Source organism: Caulobacter zeae, from assembly GCF_002858925.1.
Taxonomy (GTDB): domain Bacteria; phylum Pseudomonadota; class Alphaproteobacteria; order Caulobacterales; family Caulobacteraceae; genus Caulobacter; species Caulobacter zeae.
The window spans coordinates 1-15,398 of record NZ_PJRS01000007.1 but is presented as its reverse complement, the minus strand read 5'-3'; the positions used below and the strand labels follow the sequence as shown (position 1 = coordinate 15,398).

Genomic DNA, 15,398 nt, shown 5'->3' with positions numbered 1-15,398 from the left:
GTCGCCCAGCAGGAATTCCTGGTCTAGGGCGGCCAGGCGGTAGGCCTTGTCAGCGGCGAGGCCCAAATGCTCGCCCGTCGAGGTCGATGATGCGGGGGCGGCTGGCTGCGTGGGGGCGGGCGATGGATCGGGGCGTTGCATGCCGATGAGGGTGGCCCAAGGCGCGGAGCATCGATTTGATCTCGATCAGTTGGCTCCAGTCGCAAAGGCGCAAGATGGTCCGCGAACCAAGACGGAGGCAAAGATGCGCGCAGACGAGCGAACCTTGGTCGTAACGGCGGACGGCGTCCATGCCCGATGCTTCGAAGAGCGTCGGCAGGGCGGTCGGCTGATCGAGCACCCCGAATGGCTGGACCCGATCTCGGCCCGGCCGCGACTGCGGTCGGCGACCGGCGCAGTGCATGACCGCAAGGGCCATGCGCACCATGAAACCTCGCCGGCGCCGCCGGAGGACCAAGTCCAGGAGCAGTTTTGGGCTCGGCTGGCCGAACGGATCGGCGTCCTGTTCAAGGCCGAACGCTTCGACGCCCTGGTCTTGCTGGCGCCCCCGCGCGCGCTGGGTCGGCTTCGCGAGCGGCTGGCGCCGGCGATCCGAGGACGGCTGGTGCTTGATGCGCCGCGCGACCTCGTCAAGGAGACCGACGAAGCGCTTCGCCGGCGCCTGCGCGAGCTTCGCTTCCATGCAGCATGAGGCATCGCCATGACTCCCAGGCTGACTTTCCATGGCGCGGCTGGCTGCGTCACCGGCTTTTGCGCCCGGCTGCAGACGGACGCCTCGACGATCTTGATCGATTGCGGTCTCTTTCAAGGGTCCAAGAGCCTCAAGGCGCTCAACTATGAGCCCTTTCCCTTTGATCCGCGCGAGATCGCCGCGGTGCTTCTGACCCATGCGCATATCGATCACTCGGGCCTCCTGCCCAAATTGATGAAGGCCGGATACGACGGCCCGATCTATGCGACCGCCGCGACGCGGGATCTCTGCGCCGTGATGCTGGTCGACGCCGGCGGAATCCAGGAGTCCGAGGTCGAGGCGCTCAATCGCCGCAATCAGCGTCGCGGCAGGCTGCCGGTGGAGCCGATCTATCGCGCCGAGGACGGGCGGCTGATCATGCGGCAGTTTCGCAAGGTGAGACTGGGCGAAACGGTGTCGATCACGCCCGACATCGACGCCGTCTACTGGGAGGCCGGCCATATTCTCGGCTCAGCGTCGATCGTGGTCGACATCGCCGAAGGCGCTGGCCGCCAGCGATTGCTGTTCTCCGGCGACCTGGGCTGCGGCGGCAGCGACTTCGTGCCTGATCCAGACGGTCCCGAAGGCGTCGATCACCTGATCGTCGAGTCGACCTATGGCGATCGCGAGCGCCCCGTCGCCGACAGCGCCGGCCGCCGCAAGCTGTTGGCGCAGGAGGTCCGCGCCGCCCACGCCGCCGGAGGTCCGCTGCTGATCCCCGCCTTCGCCGTCGAGCGGAGTCAGGAGTTGCTGGTCGATCTTCTGGCCCTGATGCAGGCAGGGGAGGTGCCCGAAGGCGACATCTTCCTGGACTCGCCGCTCGCAATTGAAGCTTGCGCGGTCTTTCGCGAACGCGGGTGGAACGCCGTCAGGGGCGCTAATCCCTTCTCGGTCTTGCGCCCGTCAGAACGCCTGCATCTCGTCGGTCCCCCGGGCGAAAGCGATCGGCTGGAACGGCTGAAGGGCTGGCACGTGTTGCTGGCCGCCAGCGGCATGTGCGATGCGGGGCGCATCCGCAAACATCTCAAGCGCCATCTGTGGCGCCAGGAAGCCAGCGTGCTGCTTTGCGGCTTCCAGGCCGTCGGGAGCTTGGGGCGACTCCTGGCCGACGGCGCCGAGCGCGTGACGATCCAGGGCGATGAGATCAAGGTGCGTGCAAGCATTCGCCGCCTGGACGTCTATTCGGCTCACGCCGATGCTCCCGCGCTCGTCGACTGGGTCGAGGCGCGCGGCCCTGTTGGCGGGAGCATCTTTCTGGCCCATGGCGAGCCTGAGGGGGCGCAAGGACTGAGCCGCCGCCTGGGGGCGGCTGGCGTCGACCCGGGCAAGATCATTATTCCCGACCTCGATGACGGCTTTGAGCTGCTCGCCGGCGGGGCCGTCGCTCTGCCCGGGCGCGTCGCGCGCCTGTCGCCGCACAGCGCGGCCAGGCTGGATTGGCACAATGACCGCGCGGCCTTCCAGGCGGCCCTCTCCCAGGCTCTGGAGGCGGCAAGCGACGACGAGGCCCGCAGGGCGCTGCTGGCCAGGCTCGCAGCTGTCCTGCCGGCTTGAGAATTGGATGCGGCGATTGATCGGCCTCAATTGCCCGCGTCACGGCGAGCGCATCCTGGCCTGGCGCCGGTCCTTCGGCGCGTAGCCAAAAAGGAGGCGCGTCGTGAGCGTCCATGAAACCCAATCCCTGCTGCCGGTCTTCGGCTCGCGCGGTCCGCATGTCTTCGGGCCTCTGCAAAGGGAGATCGAGCGGGTCTTCGCCGATTTCGGCCGTGGCCTGGGCCGCAACGGCTTCGATGCGCCCAGCCTCGATTTCGCCGAGACCGCCGATGGCGTCGAACTCAAGCTCGACGTGCCCGGCTACAAGGAGGGAGACATCAGCGTCACCCTCGACGGCGACGTGCTGACGATTGCGGGCAAGACCGCGTCGCAGACCGAGGAGAAGGACAAGACCTACCATCTGATCGAACGGCGCAGCGGCGCCTTCACGCGCTCGGTGGTGTTGCCGGTCGCGCTCGACGCCGAACAGGTCCGGGCCAGCCTTGGCGACGGGGTCCTGACGATCACCGCCCCCAAGGCGCAGGCCTTGGCCGGCCGCACGATCGCCATCGAGACCAAACCGGCGGCCGCGGCGTAAGCGGGTGCTGGCCATGGTGCTGCAGGATGGGCGCTTGTCGCCCGTCCTGCGTCCGCCGCTCCAAGCGGGTCGCGGCGAGATTCTGGTCAAGGTGCGCGCGTGCGGCGTCTGTCGCACAGACCTCCCTCTCCTGGATGGCGATCTCCCCCTAGGCGGCCCCATCGTCCCTGGCCATGAGGTCGTCGGCGAGGCCGCGGGCCTTGGCGACGGGGTGGACGATTCCAGCTTGGGCAGCGGGTCGGCGAGCTCGTTCCGCTCGCCCTGCGCGCCGTGCGTAAGGGCGCAACCGTGGTCGGCGGCGGGATCCACATGAGCCGGATTCCGGCGATGGACTATGCTGATCTATGGGGCGAGCGGCGCCTCGTCTCGGTAGCAAGTATGCCGAACGACCCGGAGGGCTGCCTCACTCGTAAGGCTGGGACCTGCCCAAGCCCACGGAACAAGTACAGCTTTCGCTTCGCGGGGAGCGCCCATGCTCATGGGGGGGCGGCATTCAGACGTAGGCCAGCGCGAAAAGGCCGTCGAGTTTGTCGCGAACCCTCTGCAACGTGTCGGCGCCCCATTCTTCGGTCATGTTCGGCACGATGTCGCCGAAGTGGACATGGTCCAGGACGCGCAGCCCGCAGACCTTGGCGACATGCTGGTCGAACACGGTCATCAGCGCCTTGAGCGCGCCGGTGCTTTCGACCCAGTGCTCTGGCGCGCCAGACGTTGAAAAACTGGTCAGGCTGACGCCGTCCATGAGGCTTTCCATCCGGCCGCCGATCGAGGCGTAGCCGAAACCCATACCAAGAACACGGTCGACATAGCCCTTGAGGATCGCCGGCGGCGCGTTGAACCAGAAGGGATAGACGAAGACCAGGCTCTTTGCGCCCGACAGCATGGAACGCTCGGCGATGACGTCGGCGGCGGGCGTGACGCCGAACGCCGTCGGCAGTTCCTCGGCCTTCAGGCGAGGATCGAAATTCTCCGCGTAAAGGTCGCGCAGGACCACCTCCTGATCGGTGGCCCGAAGATGCTCGACGCAGGTGCGCGCGATGGCTGCGCAAAAGCTCGTGGGCTTGGGATGGGCCAAGATGACGACGTGCTTCATGACCGCGCCTCCGGAAGATCGTGGTTTGGTTGGGATATGGGAACCAGGCGCCAGTCGGGCTCGACCTTGAAGAGCCGGGGCCAGGCCTTGGGCCCGTCGTAGTCGATCAGCGAGACGATGATCGGCTCGGCGACCAGGAGCACCGAGCCGGGCGTGGTGGGATGGGGCGTGAAGCCTTCGCCGCGCTGCTCGGTCCACAGCTTGTCGTTCAGCGCCGAGATCTGGCCAAGATCGCTGACCTCGCCCACGCGGGCGGCCATCGACAGGCCGACGGGCGGGCCCTCGATGGCGCCGCCTATGGCGATCGAGACGCGCTGGTCGCGCCTGAGGTTGGAAAGCTTCTGGCTCTGGGTGGAGACGACGAAATAGAGCCTAAGGCCGTCGGGGGCGTAGTTGACGATGGTCGCCTGGGGCCAGCCGTCCGACCTGAGCGTCGCCACGGTCATCAGATGGTGGCGCTTGAGGATCTCGACAATCCGTTCAAGAAGCGCCGGCGGGTTTGGATAGGCGGGAGCGTTCTTGTCCATGGAGAGGCCTCACGCCGCCAGCAATCTGGCGAGACGGGCCGACGCGCAGATCCGGAAGCGACGGCAGCCGTCGAAGGCGACCAGCCGCTGGCCCTGCAATTGGGTGAGCATTCGCGATACCGTCTCGATGCTAAGGCCAAGATAGTCGGCGATGTCCTGTCGGGGCATCGGCAGGAACACCCAGTCGCCCCCGGCGCGCTGGGCGATGTCTTCCAGGAAGCCGGCGACGCGTTCGACGGCGCTCTTGCGCGCCAGCAGCATCATGTGGTCGTGCACCCGCGCCAGCTCCTCGCTCGTGGCGCGCCAGAGCAGGCGCTCCAGGCGCTCGCCGGGCAGGCCAAAGTGGGGCAGGGCCGAGCGCCGCACGGCGATCGTGCGCGTGTCGACAAGGGCTTCGACGGCCGGCTGGTGAAACAGGCTCGTGGCCAGACCCAGCACGTCGCCCGCGTAGTAGAAGCCGCTGATCTGGCGACGGCCGTCGCTTAGAAGACGCGCCGAACGCACTGCGCCGCTGAGGACAAGGTAGACGACGTCGTTGGCCTCATCCTGCGCGCAGACCTCTTCTTCCGGCCGGAAGGCGGTGACCACGCCCAACTGTTCGAAGAGCGAGGTCAGGCCGGTCTCGATCGGCGGCGCGGAAATGGCGGGGTGCAGGATAGCGGTCGAAACCATGGCGGCGCTCCCGTTTGCGACGGGACAGGAATAGGCGGCCCGGGACGCTGCCGACATTGGGGACTATACTTAGCTGGCCTTCCGTATCGCTGCGTATGCCGAAATTTGGCGGGGGCTGGTGAACGCTGCCTCGAAGGCCGGTCAGACCTCAAGCATTGCGCGCTTCGGACAGGCGACTCTTGGCGAGCTTATGCTCGACGATCCGAAGTCCGCGGTCTTCGGGGTTCGTGCGCGATGAAAATCCCATCTCCGCCTCGATCTGCAGGGCTTGCGCATTGTCCGCGCTCTCAAGCGACTCCACGACCTGGACGCCGCGAGCCCGCGCATAATTGAGCGTATGGTCGAGCAGCGTCCATCCAAGTCCCTGACCCTTCAGGTCGCTTCGAACGGCCACGGCGACCTCGGCGCGATCCGGGTCTGGCCCGCTCGCCAGCATGGCTGTCGCGACGAGCGCGCCGGTGGCGAGATCGAAGGCCAGGAAGGTCATGGCCCGCCGGTAGTCGAGGTCGCACATGAGCGACAGCCGGTCTTGGTCGATCCGGCGCATGGGACTTAGGAAGCGCAACCGCAGATCTTCAGGGCTCAAGCCCATGAAGAACGCATCGAGGCTTGCCATGTCGTCGGGACCGGCGGGCCTTACCGTGATCTTGAGGCCCATGCGGGTCGTGAGCTGCGCCCAGCTGTCCGGCGGCGCCGGCATGATCGCAAGGCGAGGCGCCATAGGCTCGTCAGTAGCGATGATCCTGGCGTCCAGAGCCAGTACGCCGTCGGGGCCGACCCGCAGGGGGTTGATGTCGAGCGATGCCAGGTCGGGAAGGTCGCAGGCCATGGCCGAGATCGCCTCGAGCACGGAGGCGACGGCGTCGATATCGGCCGCGGGCTCGTCGCGATAGCCTGCCAGGAGGCGAGAGACGCGGGTGCGCGCCACCATGGCCCTGGCCAGCCGTCTGTCGATGGGCGGCAGATCCAGGGCGGTATCTGCTAGCACTTCAACGGCCTTGCCCCCGTCGCCGACGAGCAGGACCGGCCCGAAGGTCGGATCTTGGCCAAGGCCCACGATCAGATCGTGGCCGCCAGGGTGCGCCATGGTCTCCACGGCGAAGCCGTCGAGCTGGGCGTGCGGCTGCTCGAGCGCCATGCGCTGAGAGATCGCTTCGGCCGCGGCGACGGCCGCGTCGGCGTCGACCAGATCCAGCGCCACCCCGCCGACGTCGGACTTGTGAGGAAGGTCCGCCGAGATGATCTTGACGACGTAAGGGCCCGGCAGCGCTGCGCAGGCCTCGCCCACGGCCTTGATGGTCGCGGCATGGCGGGTGGCAATGGCCGGGATGCCATATAGTCTCAGCAGATCCTTGGCTTCGATTTCGGTTAGCAGCGTTCGTCCCTGTTCGCGCACGGCGTCAAGCAAGGCTTGCGCGGCGTCTTTTCGGGCCGTCGGCGTGGGCAGGGCGGGGTTGAAGGCCAACCCGCGCCGGCGGGCCCTGGCGCTGAGCAATTGATTGAAGGCTTGCACCGCGCCGTCCGGCGTTTCGAAGACCGGGATTTGAGCGCGCTCCAGGCTGGCTGCGACGGCGCGCCGCTGATCATCGCCAAGCCAGCAGCCTATGATCGGTTGACGCCGCCCCCGGTCGCGGGCGCCGAGCACGGCGTCCGCCACGGACGAAGCGATCTCCTGCGGCTGATTGAGCGCCGTCGGGCAGTTCATGACCAGCAGGGCGTCGACGCCGTCGTCATCAAGCACTGCGGCGATAGCTTCCTTATAGCGAGCGCCATCGGCGTCGCCGATGAGATCGACGGGGTTGGCATGCGACCAAGTTGGCGGAAGAACCTTGCTCAGCCGGGCTAACGTGTCTTGGGACAGGCTGGCCAAGGCCGCGGAGCCCGTCGCCATCGCATCCAGCGCCAGAACGCCCAAGCCGCCGCCGTTTGTAACGATCGCCAGACGTGGACCTTTGGGCGGATGCGCGACCCGCAGGGCTTCCGCAGCCTCGAAAAGGCCGCGCAGATCATCGACCACCACCATTCCGGCCCGCTCGAACGCGCAGCGATGGACCTGGGCGTCGCCGGCAAGTGCCCCAGTGTGGGTGACCGCGGCGCGCCGCGCCTGCTCGGTCTTTCCGGCCTTGAGTACGATCACGGGCTTGGATCGGGTCGCCGCATGGGCGGCCGAGAGCAGCTTGGCCGCTTCTCTGACGCCCTCGACATAGAGCAGGATCGCATCGGTATGGGGATCGGCGGCCAGCAGATCGATCATGTCGCCGAGATCGACATCGGCCATGTCGCCGGCGGAAATGATCGCCGAAAAGCCGAGATCGCGGGCGTTGGCCCAGTCTATGAGCCCGCTGACCAGTGCGCCGCTCTGGGAGATCAGCCCCAGTCGGCCAGGACGCGCCGGGCTGCGCGCAAATGACGCGTTGAGGCGGCCGTGCGGCGCAACCAGCCCAAGACCGTTGGGGCCGATGATCCGAATGTCTGCCGTCTCCGCGGCGGCGAGCATAGCGCCTTGCAAACCCGAGGCCTTCGTGACGCCGCCTGAGATCACCATCGCCGCGGCCGTCTTGCGCGCGGCCAAGCTGGCGATGGTTTCGGGTACGACTCGTGCGGGGACGACGACGACCGCCAGGTCGAGGCCGGCGGGAAGCAGATCGCAGTCGGCCAGCCACTTCGCGCCCACGATGGTCTGGGGCCGGGGGTTGATGACGAACACCTCGCCGGTGAAGCCGCCTGATAGGATGTTGTCGAGCACGACCTTGCCGACCGAACCTGGCCTGTCGGATCCGCCGACAATGGCGATGCTAGATGGCGAAAGCAGGCTGTGTAGATTGTGCAGGGACATGGCCGCCTCGATCGCTTGACTCGGGAAGCGGTTCTCCCAGCCTTGGCCAAGTCAGGGTATGCGTAGAATCCCGGATTGGCGGGCGCGCGCGACCGGTCTCAAGCGGCCAGATGACGGTGCAGTTTGCGTCCGGGCGCTTTGGCGCGATGATCCTTGGGCGGGGCGACGGGCAGGGCTATGAGCAAGGTCTTTGTACCCTGGACGCGGATCCGGGCCTTTGGCGTGGCGATCGGTGCGGCCCTCCTAGCCGCCGCTCTCCGGCTGGCTTGCGAACCCTGGCTTGAGCATCGGGCGGCTTATCTGCCTTTCGTGGTGCCGATCGTCCTGGCCGCGGCCTTCGGCGGCGCCGGGCCGGGCTTTTGCGCTGCGCTGATCGGTCTCATCGCGGGCGCGATGTTCAGCGGCCAGAGCCTTGGCAGTTTCGAGGGCATGACCAATACCGGGGTCTATGTCGTCACCGCCTGTGGCCTGATCCTGATCGGCGGCGAGATTGGTCGTCTGCGCCGCCAGGCGGCGACCCTCGTCGACCAGTCCGACGACCGGGCCCAGAAGGCTGCTGCGGCGGCCGAGCAATTGAACCTGCTGATCGACGGCGCGGCCGAGTACGCGATCTACATGCTCGACCCCGAGGGGCGAGTGTTGATCTGGAACGCCGGCGCCGAGCGCCTCAAGGGCTGGCGCGAGGATGAGGTCGTGGGTCAGGACGCTGCGATCTTTTATCCTCCCGATGCGCGGCGCGACGGTAAGCCGGCCGCCGATCTGGCGCGCGCCCTTCACGAGGGGCGCGTGGAAGAAGAGGACTGGCGGCTGCGCAAGGACGGCTCCGAGTTCCTGGCTCAGGTGTCGATCATGGCGCTGCGCGACGAGAGCGGCGTCCTGGAGGGTTTCGCCAAGATCGTTCACGACATAACCGACCAGCGCGCGGCAGAGCGCGCGCTTCAGGTGGGCGCCGACCATCTGAAATCGATCCTCTCGACCGTGCCGGACGCGATGATCGTCATCGACGAGCAGGCCGTGATCCTGTCGTTCTCGGCGGCGGCCGAGCGGCTTTTCGGGTGGGCCGAGGACGAAGTCGCAGGCCGCAACGTCAGTTGTTTGATGCCTTCGCCGGATCATGAGCGCCATGACGGATACATCGCCCGCTATCTGGCGACCGGCGAGCGTCGGATCATCGGCCTTGGCCGCATCGTCACTGGTCAGCGCAAGGATGGCTCGACCTTCGCGATGGAACTGGCCGTGGGCGAAGCCAAGGGCCTGGGGCCACGCATCTTCACCGGCTTCTGTCGTGACCTGACCGAGCGCCAGCGTGTTCAGGCGCGACTCGAAGAGCTTCAGGCCGAGTTGATCCACGTCGCCCGGGTCAGCGGCATGGGAACTATGGCCTCGACCTTGGCTCATGAGCTCAACCAGCCCATCACGGCGGTCGCCAACTATGTCCAGGCGATACGCGACCTGCTAGCCGACCCCGACCCGGGCGACCTGCCGATGATCCGCGAAGCTCTGGAGGAAGCGGGCGGCGAGGCGCTTCGGGCAGGACATATCGTGCGGCGGCTGCGCGACTTTGTCGCTCGCGGCGAGGTCGAGAAAAGCGTTGAGCCCCTGGCCGACCTTGTGCGTGAAGCCGCCGCCCTCGGCCTGACGGGCGCCCGCGACGAGGGTCTCGACGTCGTGTTCGACCTGCCGGCCGAGAGCCTAGTCCTGGTCGACAAGGTCCAGATCCAGCAGGTGGTGATCAACCTGGCGCGCAACGCCTTCGAGGCGATGCGAGGAGTTGACCAGCCGCGTCTTTGGATATCAGCCGCGCCGGATGAGCTTGGTTTCGTGCGGGTGACGATCGCCGACAATGGGCCTGGCGTTCCGCCCGACATGGTCGAGCAGCTCTTCGAGGCGTTCAGAACCACCAAGCCTGAAGGCATGGGGTTGGGGCTTTCCATTTGCCGCACGATCGTCGAGGCCAATGACGGCTGGATCGGTTACGCTCCGCGACCGGGCGGCGGCGCGCAGTTCTATTTCACCTTGGCGGCGGCCGAGACGGAGCACGCCGATGGCCGATAGCCGAAGAGTTCACATCGTCGACGACGAAGAGGCCGTGCGGCGGTCAGCCAGCTTTCTCCTCAAGACGTCGGGTTATGCCGTCAGCGCCCACGCGTCCGGGATCCAGTTCCTTCAAGCGGCCAAGAGCGATGAGCCAGGCTGCGTGCTGCTCGACGTACGCATGCCGGGCATGGACGGACTTTCGGTACAGACGGCGATGGTCCAGCAGGGCCTTGCCTGGCCCGTGGTCGTGCTCACCGGGCACGGCGACGTGTCGATCGCCGTCCGTGCGATGAAGGGCGGCGCCGTCGATTTCATAGAAAAGCCCTTCGACAAGGCCAGGCTGCTGGAGGCGATCGAAGCGGCCTTCGCGCGGCTCGAGGATTTGGGCGGGCGCGCCAGCCGGGCCAGGGATGCGGCGGCGACGGTCGCCGGCCTGACGGCGCGGGAGCAGGACGTTCTACGGGGCATGGCCAACGGCCTTCCCAACAAGACGATCGCCTTCGATCTTGGAATTTCGCCGCGTACGGTTGAGGTCCATCGGGCCAACCTGATGGCCAAGCTCCAGGTCCGGAGTCTTTCCGAAGCCCTGCGGATCGCCTTCGCGGCTGGGCTGCTCGACCCGGGAGCCGGCGAGTCATAAGGAACTTCACGTAGGGACTAGTGGGCATTGCGATGGCATGACCATCGGGGTCCGCCATGCTGGCGGCGATCGGCCGATCATGCAGCAGCTTCCTCGCCAACCTACCGAACGGCCGCGGCTGTTGCTCGTCGATGACGATGCAGGTGCGCGCCGGGCGCTGCAGCTTTTGTTGAGCGGACGAGGGATCGAGGTGCGCGCCTATGGAGCGGCGGCCGACCTTCTCGCCGATCCAACAGCGCTCGACGCCAGCATCCTGGTCGCCGACTATCGCATGCCCGGCGCCGACGGCCTCGACGTGCTCGCGCGGTTGAGGGAAAGGCGTTGGGCGGGGCGGGCGCTGCTGATCACGGGGTATCCGGAGCCCGGTCTGCGGGCCAAGGCACAGGCGCTGGGCTACGAACGGGTCTTGGAAAAGCCGTTGGCTGACGCGGCCCTTCTCAAGGCGGTCGATGTTCTGATGAGCGGCCCAGCTAAGTAGAAATCCCAAGTGCGCGACGCCGACGGCGAGCCTACCCATGCGCCGATCGTGCAGGAGGCCGTCATGCCCGCTTCAATGACCGCAGCCGTAGTCCGCGCCTTCGGCGAGGCCTTGACGCTGGAGACCCGTCCGCGCCCGAGCCCCGGACGAGGCCAGGTGCTGGTCAAGATCGCCGCCTGCGGTGTCTGCCATACCGATCTTCACGCCGCGCGCGGCGATTGGCCGATCAAGCCGGCCGTCCCGTTCGTTCCAGGTCATGAGGGCGTCGGCGCCATTGTCGAGGTCGGCGAGGGCGTGGACGATCTTAAGATCGGCGACCGCGTGGGCGTGCCTTGGCTGCATAGCGCCTGCGGCCGTTGCGACTACTGCCTTTCCGGCTGGGAGACCCTGTGCGCCATGCAGTCCAACACGGGCTATTCCGTCGACGGCGGCTTTGCCGACTACGTGCTCGCCGACGCTGCTTATGTCGGACGGATTCCCGACAGCCTGTCTTTCCTCGAAGCTGCGCCGATTCTCTGCGCAGGGGTCACGGTCTACAAGGGACTGAAGGTCCTCCAGGCCAAGCCCGGTGACTGGGTGGCGATCTCCGGCATCGGGGGTTTGGGTCATCTCGCCGTCCAGTACGGCCTGGCCATGGGCTTCAAGATCGCGGCGGTGGACATCGACGAGGCAAAGCTCGATCTGGCGCGCTCGCTGGGCGCTCGGGTTTGCTTCAACGCCGCCGATGTCGATCCGGGCGATGCGCTCCAGCGCGAGATCGGCGGCGCCCACGGCGTGCTGGTTACGGCCGTGTCGCTCTCGGCCTTCACTCAGGCCCTGGCCATGGTCCGTCGCGGCGGAACAGTATCGCTCAACGGCCTGCCGCCCGGCGATTTTCCGCTGTCGATCTTCGACACCGTGCTGCGCGGCGTCACTGTCCGCGGTTCGATCGTGGGCACGCGCCTGGACTTGGAGGAGGCGCTCAGCTTCGCCGCGGACGGAAAGGTGAGGGCGCGAATTCAACGTCATGTGGGCCTGGCTGACATCAACGCGATCTTCGAAGATATGGCCGCGGGGCGGATCGAGGGGCGCGCAGTGCTCGACCTGGAGGCCGTTCAATGAGCCGCTGGACCGGTCTGATCGTCCTCGTCCTCGTCGGCGTCGTCGCCTGCGCGCAACAGCGGACGCCGCCGCCATCGCCGCCCCAGCAGAGCGTGGCCGGCATTCCCTCCGGCATGAGTCTGGCCAAGCGTCTCTGCGGCGCCTGTCACGCCGTCGGCGAAATCGACAGTCCGATGGCGGATGCGCCGCCGTTCGCATCGCTCTATCAGCGCTATCCCGCCGGTTGCCTGGAGGTCGTTCTAAGCGAAGGCATGCTCGACCCGGCCCATCCGAACGAGGAGGGGCCGCCACGACGCCATCCCCGTATGCCCATGGCCGTGCTTGCCGACGATCAGCGCGCCGATCTCATGGCCTATCTGCGCGGTCTGGATCCGAGGCTGACCCCGGTCGAACCCCATTGCCCAAAGGCTCCGCCAGCGTTGTGACCTTTGTCAGCGCCAGTTTCGTCGGGTGACGGGGCTCTGTTGCCGCGCTTGGTCGTCCAACGACTGGATGTAGGCAGCAAGGGCGGACGTCTCGGCGGCGGAAAGGAGCGTTGGCGGCATCCTGTAGTGTCCGACCTCGGCGATCGCCTGAAGTTCCCAGTCGAGGCGGTGGCTGCGATAGCGCTTGGCGATCAGCGTGAACGGCGGCGCGGCGCCGTCCGCAAAGGGACCATCCAGCTGATGGCATGACAGGCACCGCCCTTTCGCAAGCGATCGGCCGGCTTCGATCTCTCCAAGTCTTTGCCGCTCGGCGGCGGTGGGGGCGTCCAGGAGCGTGCAGGCGGGCAGGGACCCAAGAACAGACATCGCCAGGGCTAGCCTCATAGGTCTTGCCGCTTGGCTGCTTGTTTGCATCGTCGCGCTCCACCGTACGGCCGCAGCTGCGGCCGGTGGATGAGTTTCGCCGGTTTCGGCGGGCGATGTTTTGATCCCGCGCAATCGGCTCTCTACGGGAATCTGCGGATGTCGCGCCTCTTCTTCAGGCCCCAAGACTTGGAGGGACCGAAGACGTCTTCGCTGGCCTGAACGGCGATACGCGCGCGGCGGATTTCCACCCCGCCGCGCTACTCGGGGGGGCGTCGGCGCGACCCGCCGACCTCTTGCCAAGGAGATCGACATGAAGAACATCCTCTTGCTGGTCCACGAAGACGCGGGACAGGAAGCCCGCCTGCAGGCGGCGCTGGACCTCGCCCGCGGGCTCGAGGGCCATATCCGCTGCGCGGACATCACGCCGCTCACGATCATTCCGGCCGATGGCGGATGGGCGACGGGTCTCGCGCTCGCCGAGGAGCGACAGCTGCAATTCGATCTGAGGGAACGCCTTGAGGTTCGTCTGGCCGCCGAGGGCGTCAGCTATGACTGGATCGACGACATCGGCGACATCGCTCTTCGCCTGGCCGATCATTCAAGGCTCTCGGACCTCATCGTCTTCAACTGCAAGCGCCCACGGCTCTTCGACCGCGACACCCGCGGCCTGGTGGGCGATCTCGTCGTCGAAGCCCGCTGCCCTGTCGTCGCCGTGCCCGACGCCGCCGTTGGCCTCGACGTGTTTGGGCCGGCCCTCGTGGCTTGGGACGGATCCGAGCCGGCGGCGGCGGCGCTTCGATCCGCCGTGCCCCTCTTGAAACTGGCGCGTTCAGTCCGCCTGCTCGCGGTCGGGCGGACCCTGAAGGGGCCATCGCCCCAGGAGGCCGCCGCCTATCTCTCTAGACACGGCGTTCACGCCAAGGTCTCCGTCATCGAGCCTGGGGAGGAAGCAGCCGACTTTCACTTGCTGGATCAGGCCAACGCCGACCGGGCTGGGTATTGCGTGATGGGCGCCTACGGCCACAGCCGACTGAACGAAACGCTCTTTGGCGGCGTCACCCGCCGGATGATCGAGGCGGCGCAGTTGCCGCTCGTGCTCGCTCGCTGATTATACTGATCGAGAGAAGGGAAGACCCATGAAGGGCTTCGTCGCAGGTATCAAGTCCCTCGCCGAGGGCAACCGTGACTTTCGCCGAGTGCTCTATACTGGGCAACACTTGCAGCTGGTGCTGATGTCGCTTGAGCCTGGCGATGATATCGGTGAAGAAGTGCATGCCGATCACGACCAGTTTTTCCGCATCGAAAAGGGGAAGGGCGAGATCTGGATCAATGGCATCTGCACCATGGTTCGACACGACGACGCGTTTATTGTCCCCGCCGGCGCTCGCCACAATCTGGTAAATACCGGTGAAAAGACTTTGAAGGTCTACACCATCTACGGCCCGCCGGATCATCGCGACGGCGTGGTTCGCAGAACCAAGAGCGCGGCGATGGCCGAGCCGGAGGCCTTTGATGGACAGACCTCCGAGCCGCGTCCTTGAGCGTGGAAGAAGGGTGGCAAACTGCCAGTGGCAGGATGCACTAGGCGAGAGGCTTGCTCCGAGCCCGCGCGAGGGTGATCCAGCAGAAGACGGGCCAGTCTGTCCCATTCGAGATCACCGAGCCCACGCGAGATGCGTTGGCGGTATGGCTCAAGCTGCGCGGTCGCCGGCAAGATGATTGGCTCTTTCCGAGCCGCAGCCGATCTGGCGACCACATCAGCAAGCGGCAATACGCCAGGCTAGTCGATAAATGGATGTCGATGATCGAGCTCGAACCGCGATCTTACGGGACCCATAGTCTCAGGCGCACCAAGGTCCCGCTGATATATAAGTCGCGCTGATATATAAAAAGACCGTCAACCTGCGCGCCTGCCAGTTGCTACTCGGGTATCGCAAGTTGGAGAGTATGGTCCGGTACCTCGGTATCGAGGTCGACGACGCTCTTGAGATGTCTGAGCAGATCGACCTTTAGACTGCCAATTCCGCCCGTTTAGTGGCGAAACCTCTTGGCACGCCTGGCTCATGAATGTCGTGCTTCTGGAGGCGCGCTAACGGCAGCAAATGGCGCAGCCTTGCCGCGCCGACACCATGATGAGTCAGACAGATCATGTCGGACAATAGCTATACTGCATGCCGCCACAGCTGATGGCGAGAGAGGACCGCACCCTGGCTTTGGGCAAAGCGGCGGGCGTTCGCTAGGACGATTTCCAAACAGGAAACCTAGACTCCAAGGCCGCGCTTTGGAAGAACTCGGTCTGATATCCACGGTCGATAAAATTGGGGGGAGCGAATGCTCGCACGACTGGTCATCGCTTCGATCA

General features: G+C 66.3%; 16 protein-coding genes and 1 pseudogene. 12 read left to right on the top strand and 5 right to left on the bottom strand.

What is annotated here, in order from left to right; genetic code table 11:
- The first annotated feature begins 244 nt into the window (after positions 1-244).
- The 4 genes from SGCZBJ_RS01920 (at position 245) to SGCZBJ_RS01905 (ending at position 3,174) form a co-directional block, all read left to right on the top strand.
- A complete protein-coding gene (locus tag SGCZBJ_RS01920) occupies positions 245-691 on the top strand; it encodes a host attachment protein (RefSeq protein ID WP_165799216.1) in 447 nt (148 codons plus the stop codon).
- Positions 692-700: 9 nt separating this feature from the next.
- Positions 701-2,284: an MBL fold metallo-hydrolase gene (locus SGCZBJ_RS01915; RefSeq protein WP_101716349.1), complete on the top strand. Its 1,584-nt coding sequence runs from the start codon at positions 701-703 to the stop codon at positions 2,282-2,284.
- A 103-nt stretch (positions 2,285-2,387) separates the two neighbouring features.
- Complete coding sequence (locus SGCZBJ_RS01910) at positions 2,388-2,861, top strand: Hsp20/alpha crystallin family protein (RefSeq protein WP_101716348.1); 474 nt, start codon at positions 2,388-2,390, stop codon at positions 2,859-2,861.
- 13 nt (positions 2,862-2,874) lie between these two features.
- Positions 2,875-3,174 (top strand): alcohol dehydrogenase catalytic domain-containing protein, encoded by a 300-nt coding sequence (locus SGCZBJ_RS01905; RefSeq protein ID WP_240621385.1) that lies wholly within the window; start codon positions 2,875-2,877, stop codon positions 3,172-3,174.
- Between the two features lie 180 nt (positions 3,175-3,354).
- Here the strand turns inward: SGCZBJ_RS01905 and SGCZBJ_RS01900 are convergent, their stop codons facing one another.
- From SGCZBJ_RS01900 to SGCZBJ_RS01885, 4 genes are all read right to left on the bottom strand, one after another.
- Positions 3,355-3,936, bottom strand: a complete 582-nt coding sequence (locus SGCZBJ_RS01900; RefSeq protein ID WP_240621384.1) for an NAD(P)H-dependent oxidoreductase — start codon at positions 3,934-3,936, stop codon at positions 3,355-3,357.
- Positions 3,937-3,950: 14 nt separating this feature from the next.
- Positions 3,951-4,481, bottom strand: a complete 531-nt coding sequence (locus SGCZBJ_RS01895; RefSeq protein WP_101716346.1) for a pyridoxamine 5'-phosphate oxidase family protein — start codon at positions 4,479-4,481, stop codon at positions 3,951-3,953.
- 9 nt (positions 4,482-4,490) lie between these two features.
- Complete coding sequence (locus SGCZBJ_RS01890; RefSeq protein ID WP_101716345.1) at positions 4,491-5,153, bottom strand: helix-turn-helix domain-containing protein; 663 nt, start codon at positions 5,151-5,153, stop codon at positions 4,491-4,493.
- Between the two features lie 148 nt (positions 5,154-5,301).
- Positions 5,302-7,989: a bifunctional acetate--CoA ligase family protein/GNAT family N-acetyltransferase gene (locus SGCZBJ_RS01885; protein WP_101716344.1), complete on the bottom strand. Its 2,688-nt coding sequence runs from the start codon at positions 7,987-7,989 to the stop codon at positions 5,302-5,304.
- A 177-nt stretch (positions 7,990-8,166) separates the two neighbouring features.
- On the opposite strand from SGCZBJ_RS01885, the gene SGCZBJ_RS01880 reads away from it, so the two are divergent.
- From SGCZBJ_RS01880 to SGCZBJ_RS01860, 5 genes are all read left to right on the top strand, one after another.
- On the top strand, positions 8,167-10,044 hold the full coding sequence (locus tag SGCZBJ_RS01880; RefSeq protein WP_101716343.1) for a PAS domain-containing sensor histidine kinase: 1,878 nt from the start codon (positions 8,167-8,169) through the stop codon (positions 10,042-10,044).
- Entirely contained in the window at positions 10,034-10,666 is a 633-nt protein-coding gene (locus SGCZBJ_RS01875; protein ID WP_101716342.1) for a response regulator transcription factor, read from the top strand. The genes SGCZBJ_RS01880 and SGCZBJ_RS01875 overlap by 11 nt, the downstream gene beginning before the upstream one ends.
- 37 nt (positions 10,667-10,703) lie before the next feature.
- Positions 10,704-11,144 carry a response regulator gene (locus SGCZBJ_RS01870; protein WP_240621383.1) on the top strand — a complete coding sequence of 147 codons (441 nt, stop codon included), beginning with the start codon at positions 10,704-10,706 and terminating at the stop codon, positions 11,142-11,144.
- Between the two features lie 63 nt (positions 11,145-11,207).
- Positions 11,208-12,245 carry an alcohol dehydrogenase AdhP gene (adhP, locus tag SGCZBJ_RS01865; protein WP_101716362.1) on the top strand — a complete coding sequence of 346 codons (1,038 nt, stop codon included), beginning with the start codon at positions 11,208-11,210 and terminating at the stop codon, positions 12,243-12,245.
- Positions 12,242-12,670, top strand: coding sequence for a c-type cytochrome (locus tag SGCZBJ_RS01860; RefSeq protein ID WP_101716341.1), 429 nt, complete (start codon positions 12,242-12,244; stop codon positions 12,668-12,670). The genes adhP and SGCZBJ_RS01860 overlap by 4 nt, the downstream gene beginning before the upstream one ends.
- A gap of 6 nt (positions 12,671-12,676) precedes the next feature.
- On the opposite strand, the gene SGCZBJ_RS01855 is transcribed toward SGCZBJ_RS01860, so the two are convergent.
- Positions 12,677-13,084, bottom strand: coding sequence for a c-type cytochrome (locus tag SGCZBJ_RS01855; RefSeq protein WP_133149166.1), 408 nt, complete (start codon positions 13,082-13,084; stop codon positions 12,677-12,679).
- Between the two features lie 262 nt (positions 13,085-13,346).
- Here SGCZBJ_RS01855 and SGCZBJ_RS01850 point away from each other — a divergent pair, with 262 nt between their 5' ends.
- From SGCZBJ_RS01850 to SGCZBJ_RS01840, 3 genes and pseudogenes are all read left to right on the top strand, one after another.
- Complete coding sequence (locus tag SGCZBJ_RS01850; RefSeq protein WP_101716339.1) at positions 13,347-14,144, top strand: universal stress protein; 798 nt, start codon at positions 13,347-13,349, stop codon at positions 14,142-14,144.
- Positions 14,145-14,172: 28 nt separating this feature from the next.
- Complete coding sequence (locus tag SGCZBJ_RS01845; protein ID WP_101716338.1) at positions 14,173-14,577, top strand: cupin domain-containing protein; 405 nt, start codon at positions 14,173-14,175, stop codon at positions 14,575-14,577.
- A gap of 50 nt (positions 14,578-14,627) precedes the next feature.
- Positions 14,628-15,049: pseudogene (locus SGCZBJ_RS01840) on the top strand (tyrosine-type recombinase/integrase); the annotation flags it as partial.
- Positions 15,050-15,398: the final 349 nt, after the last annotated feature.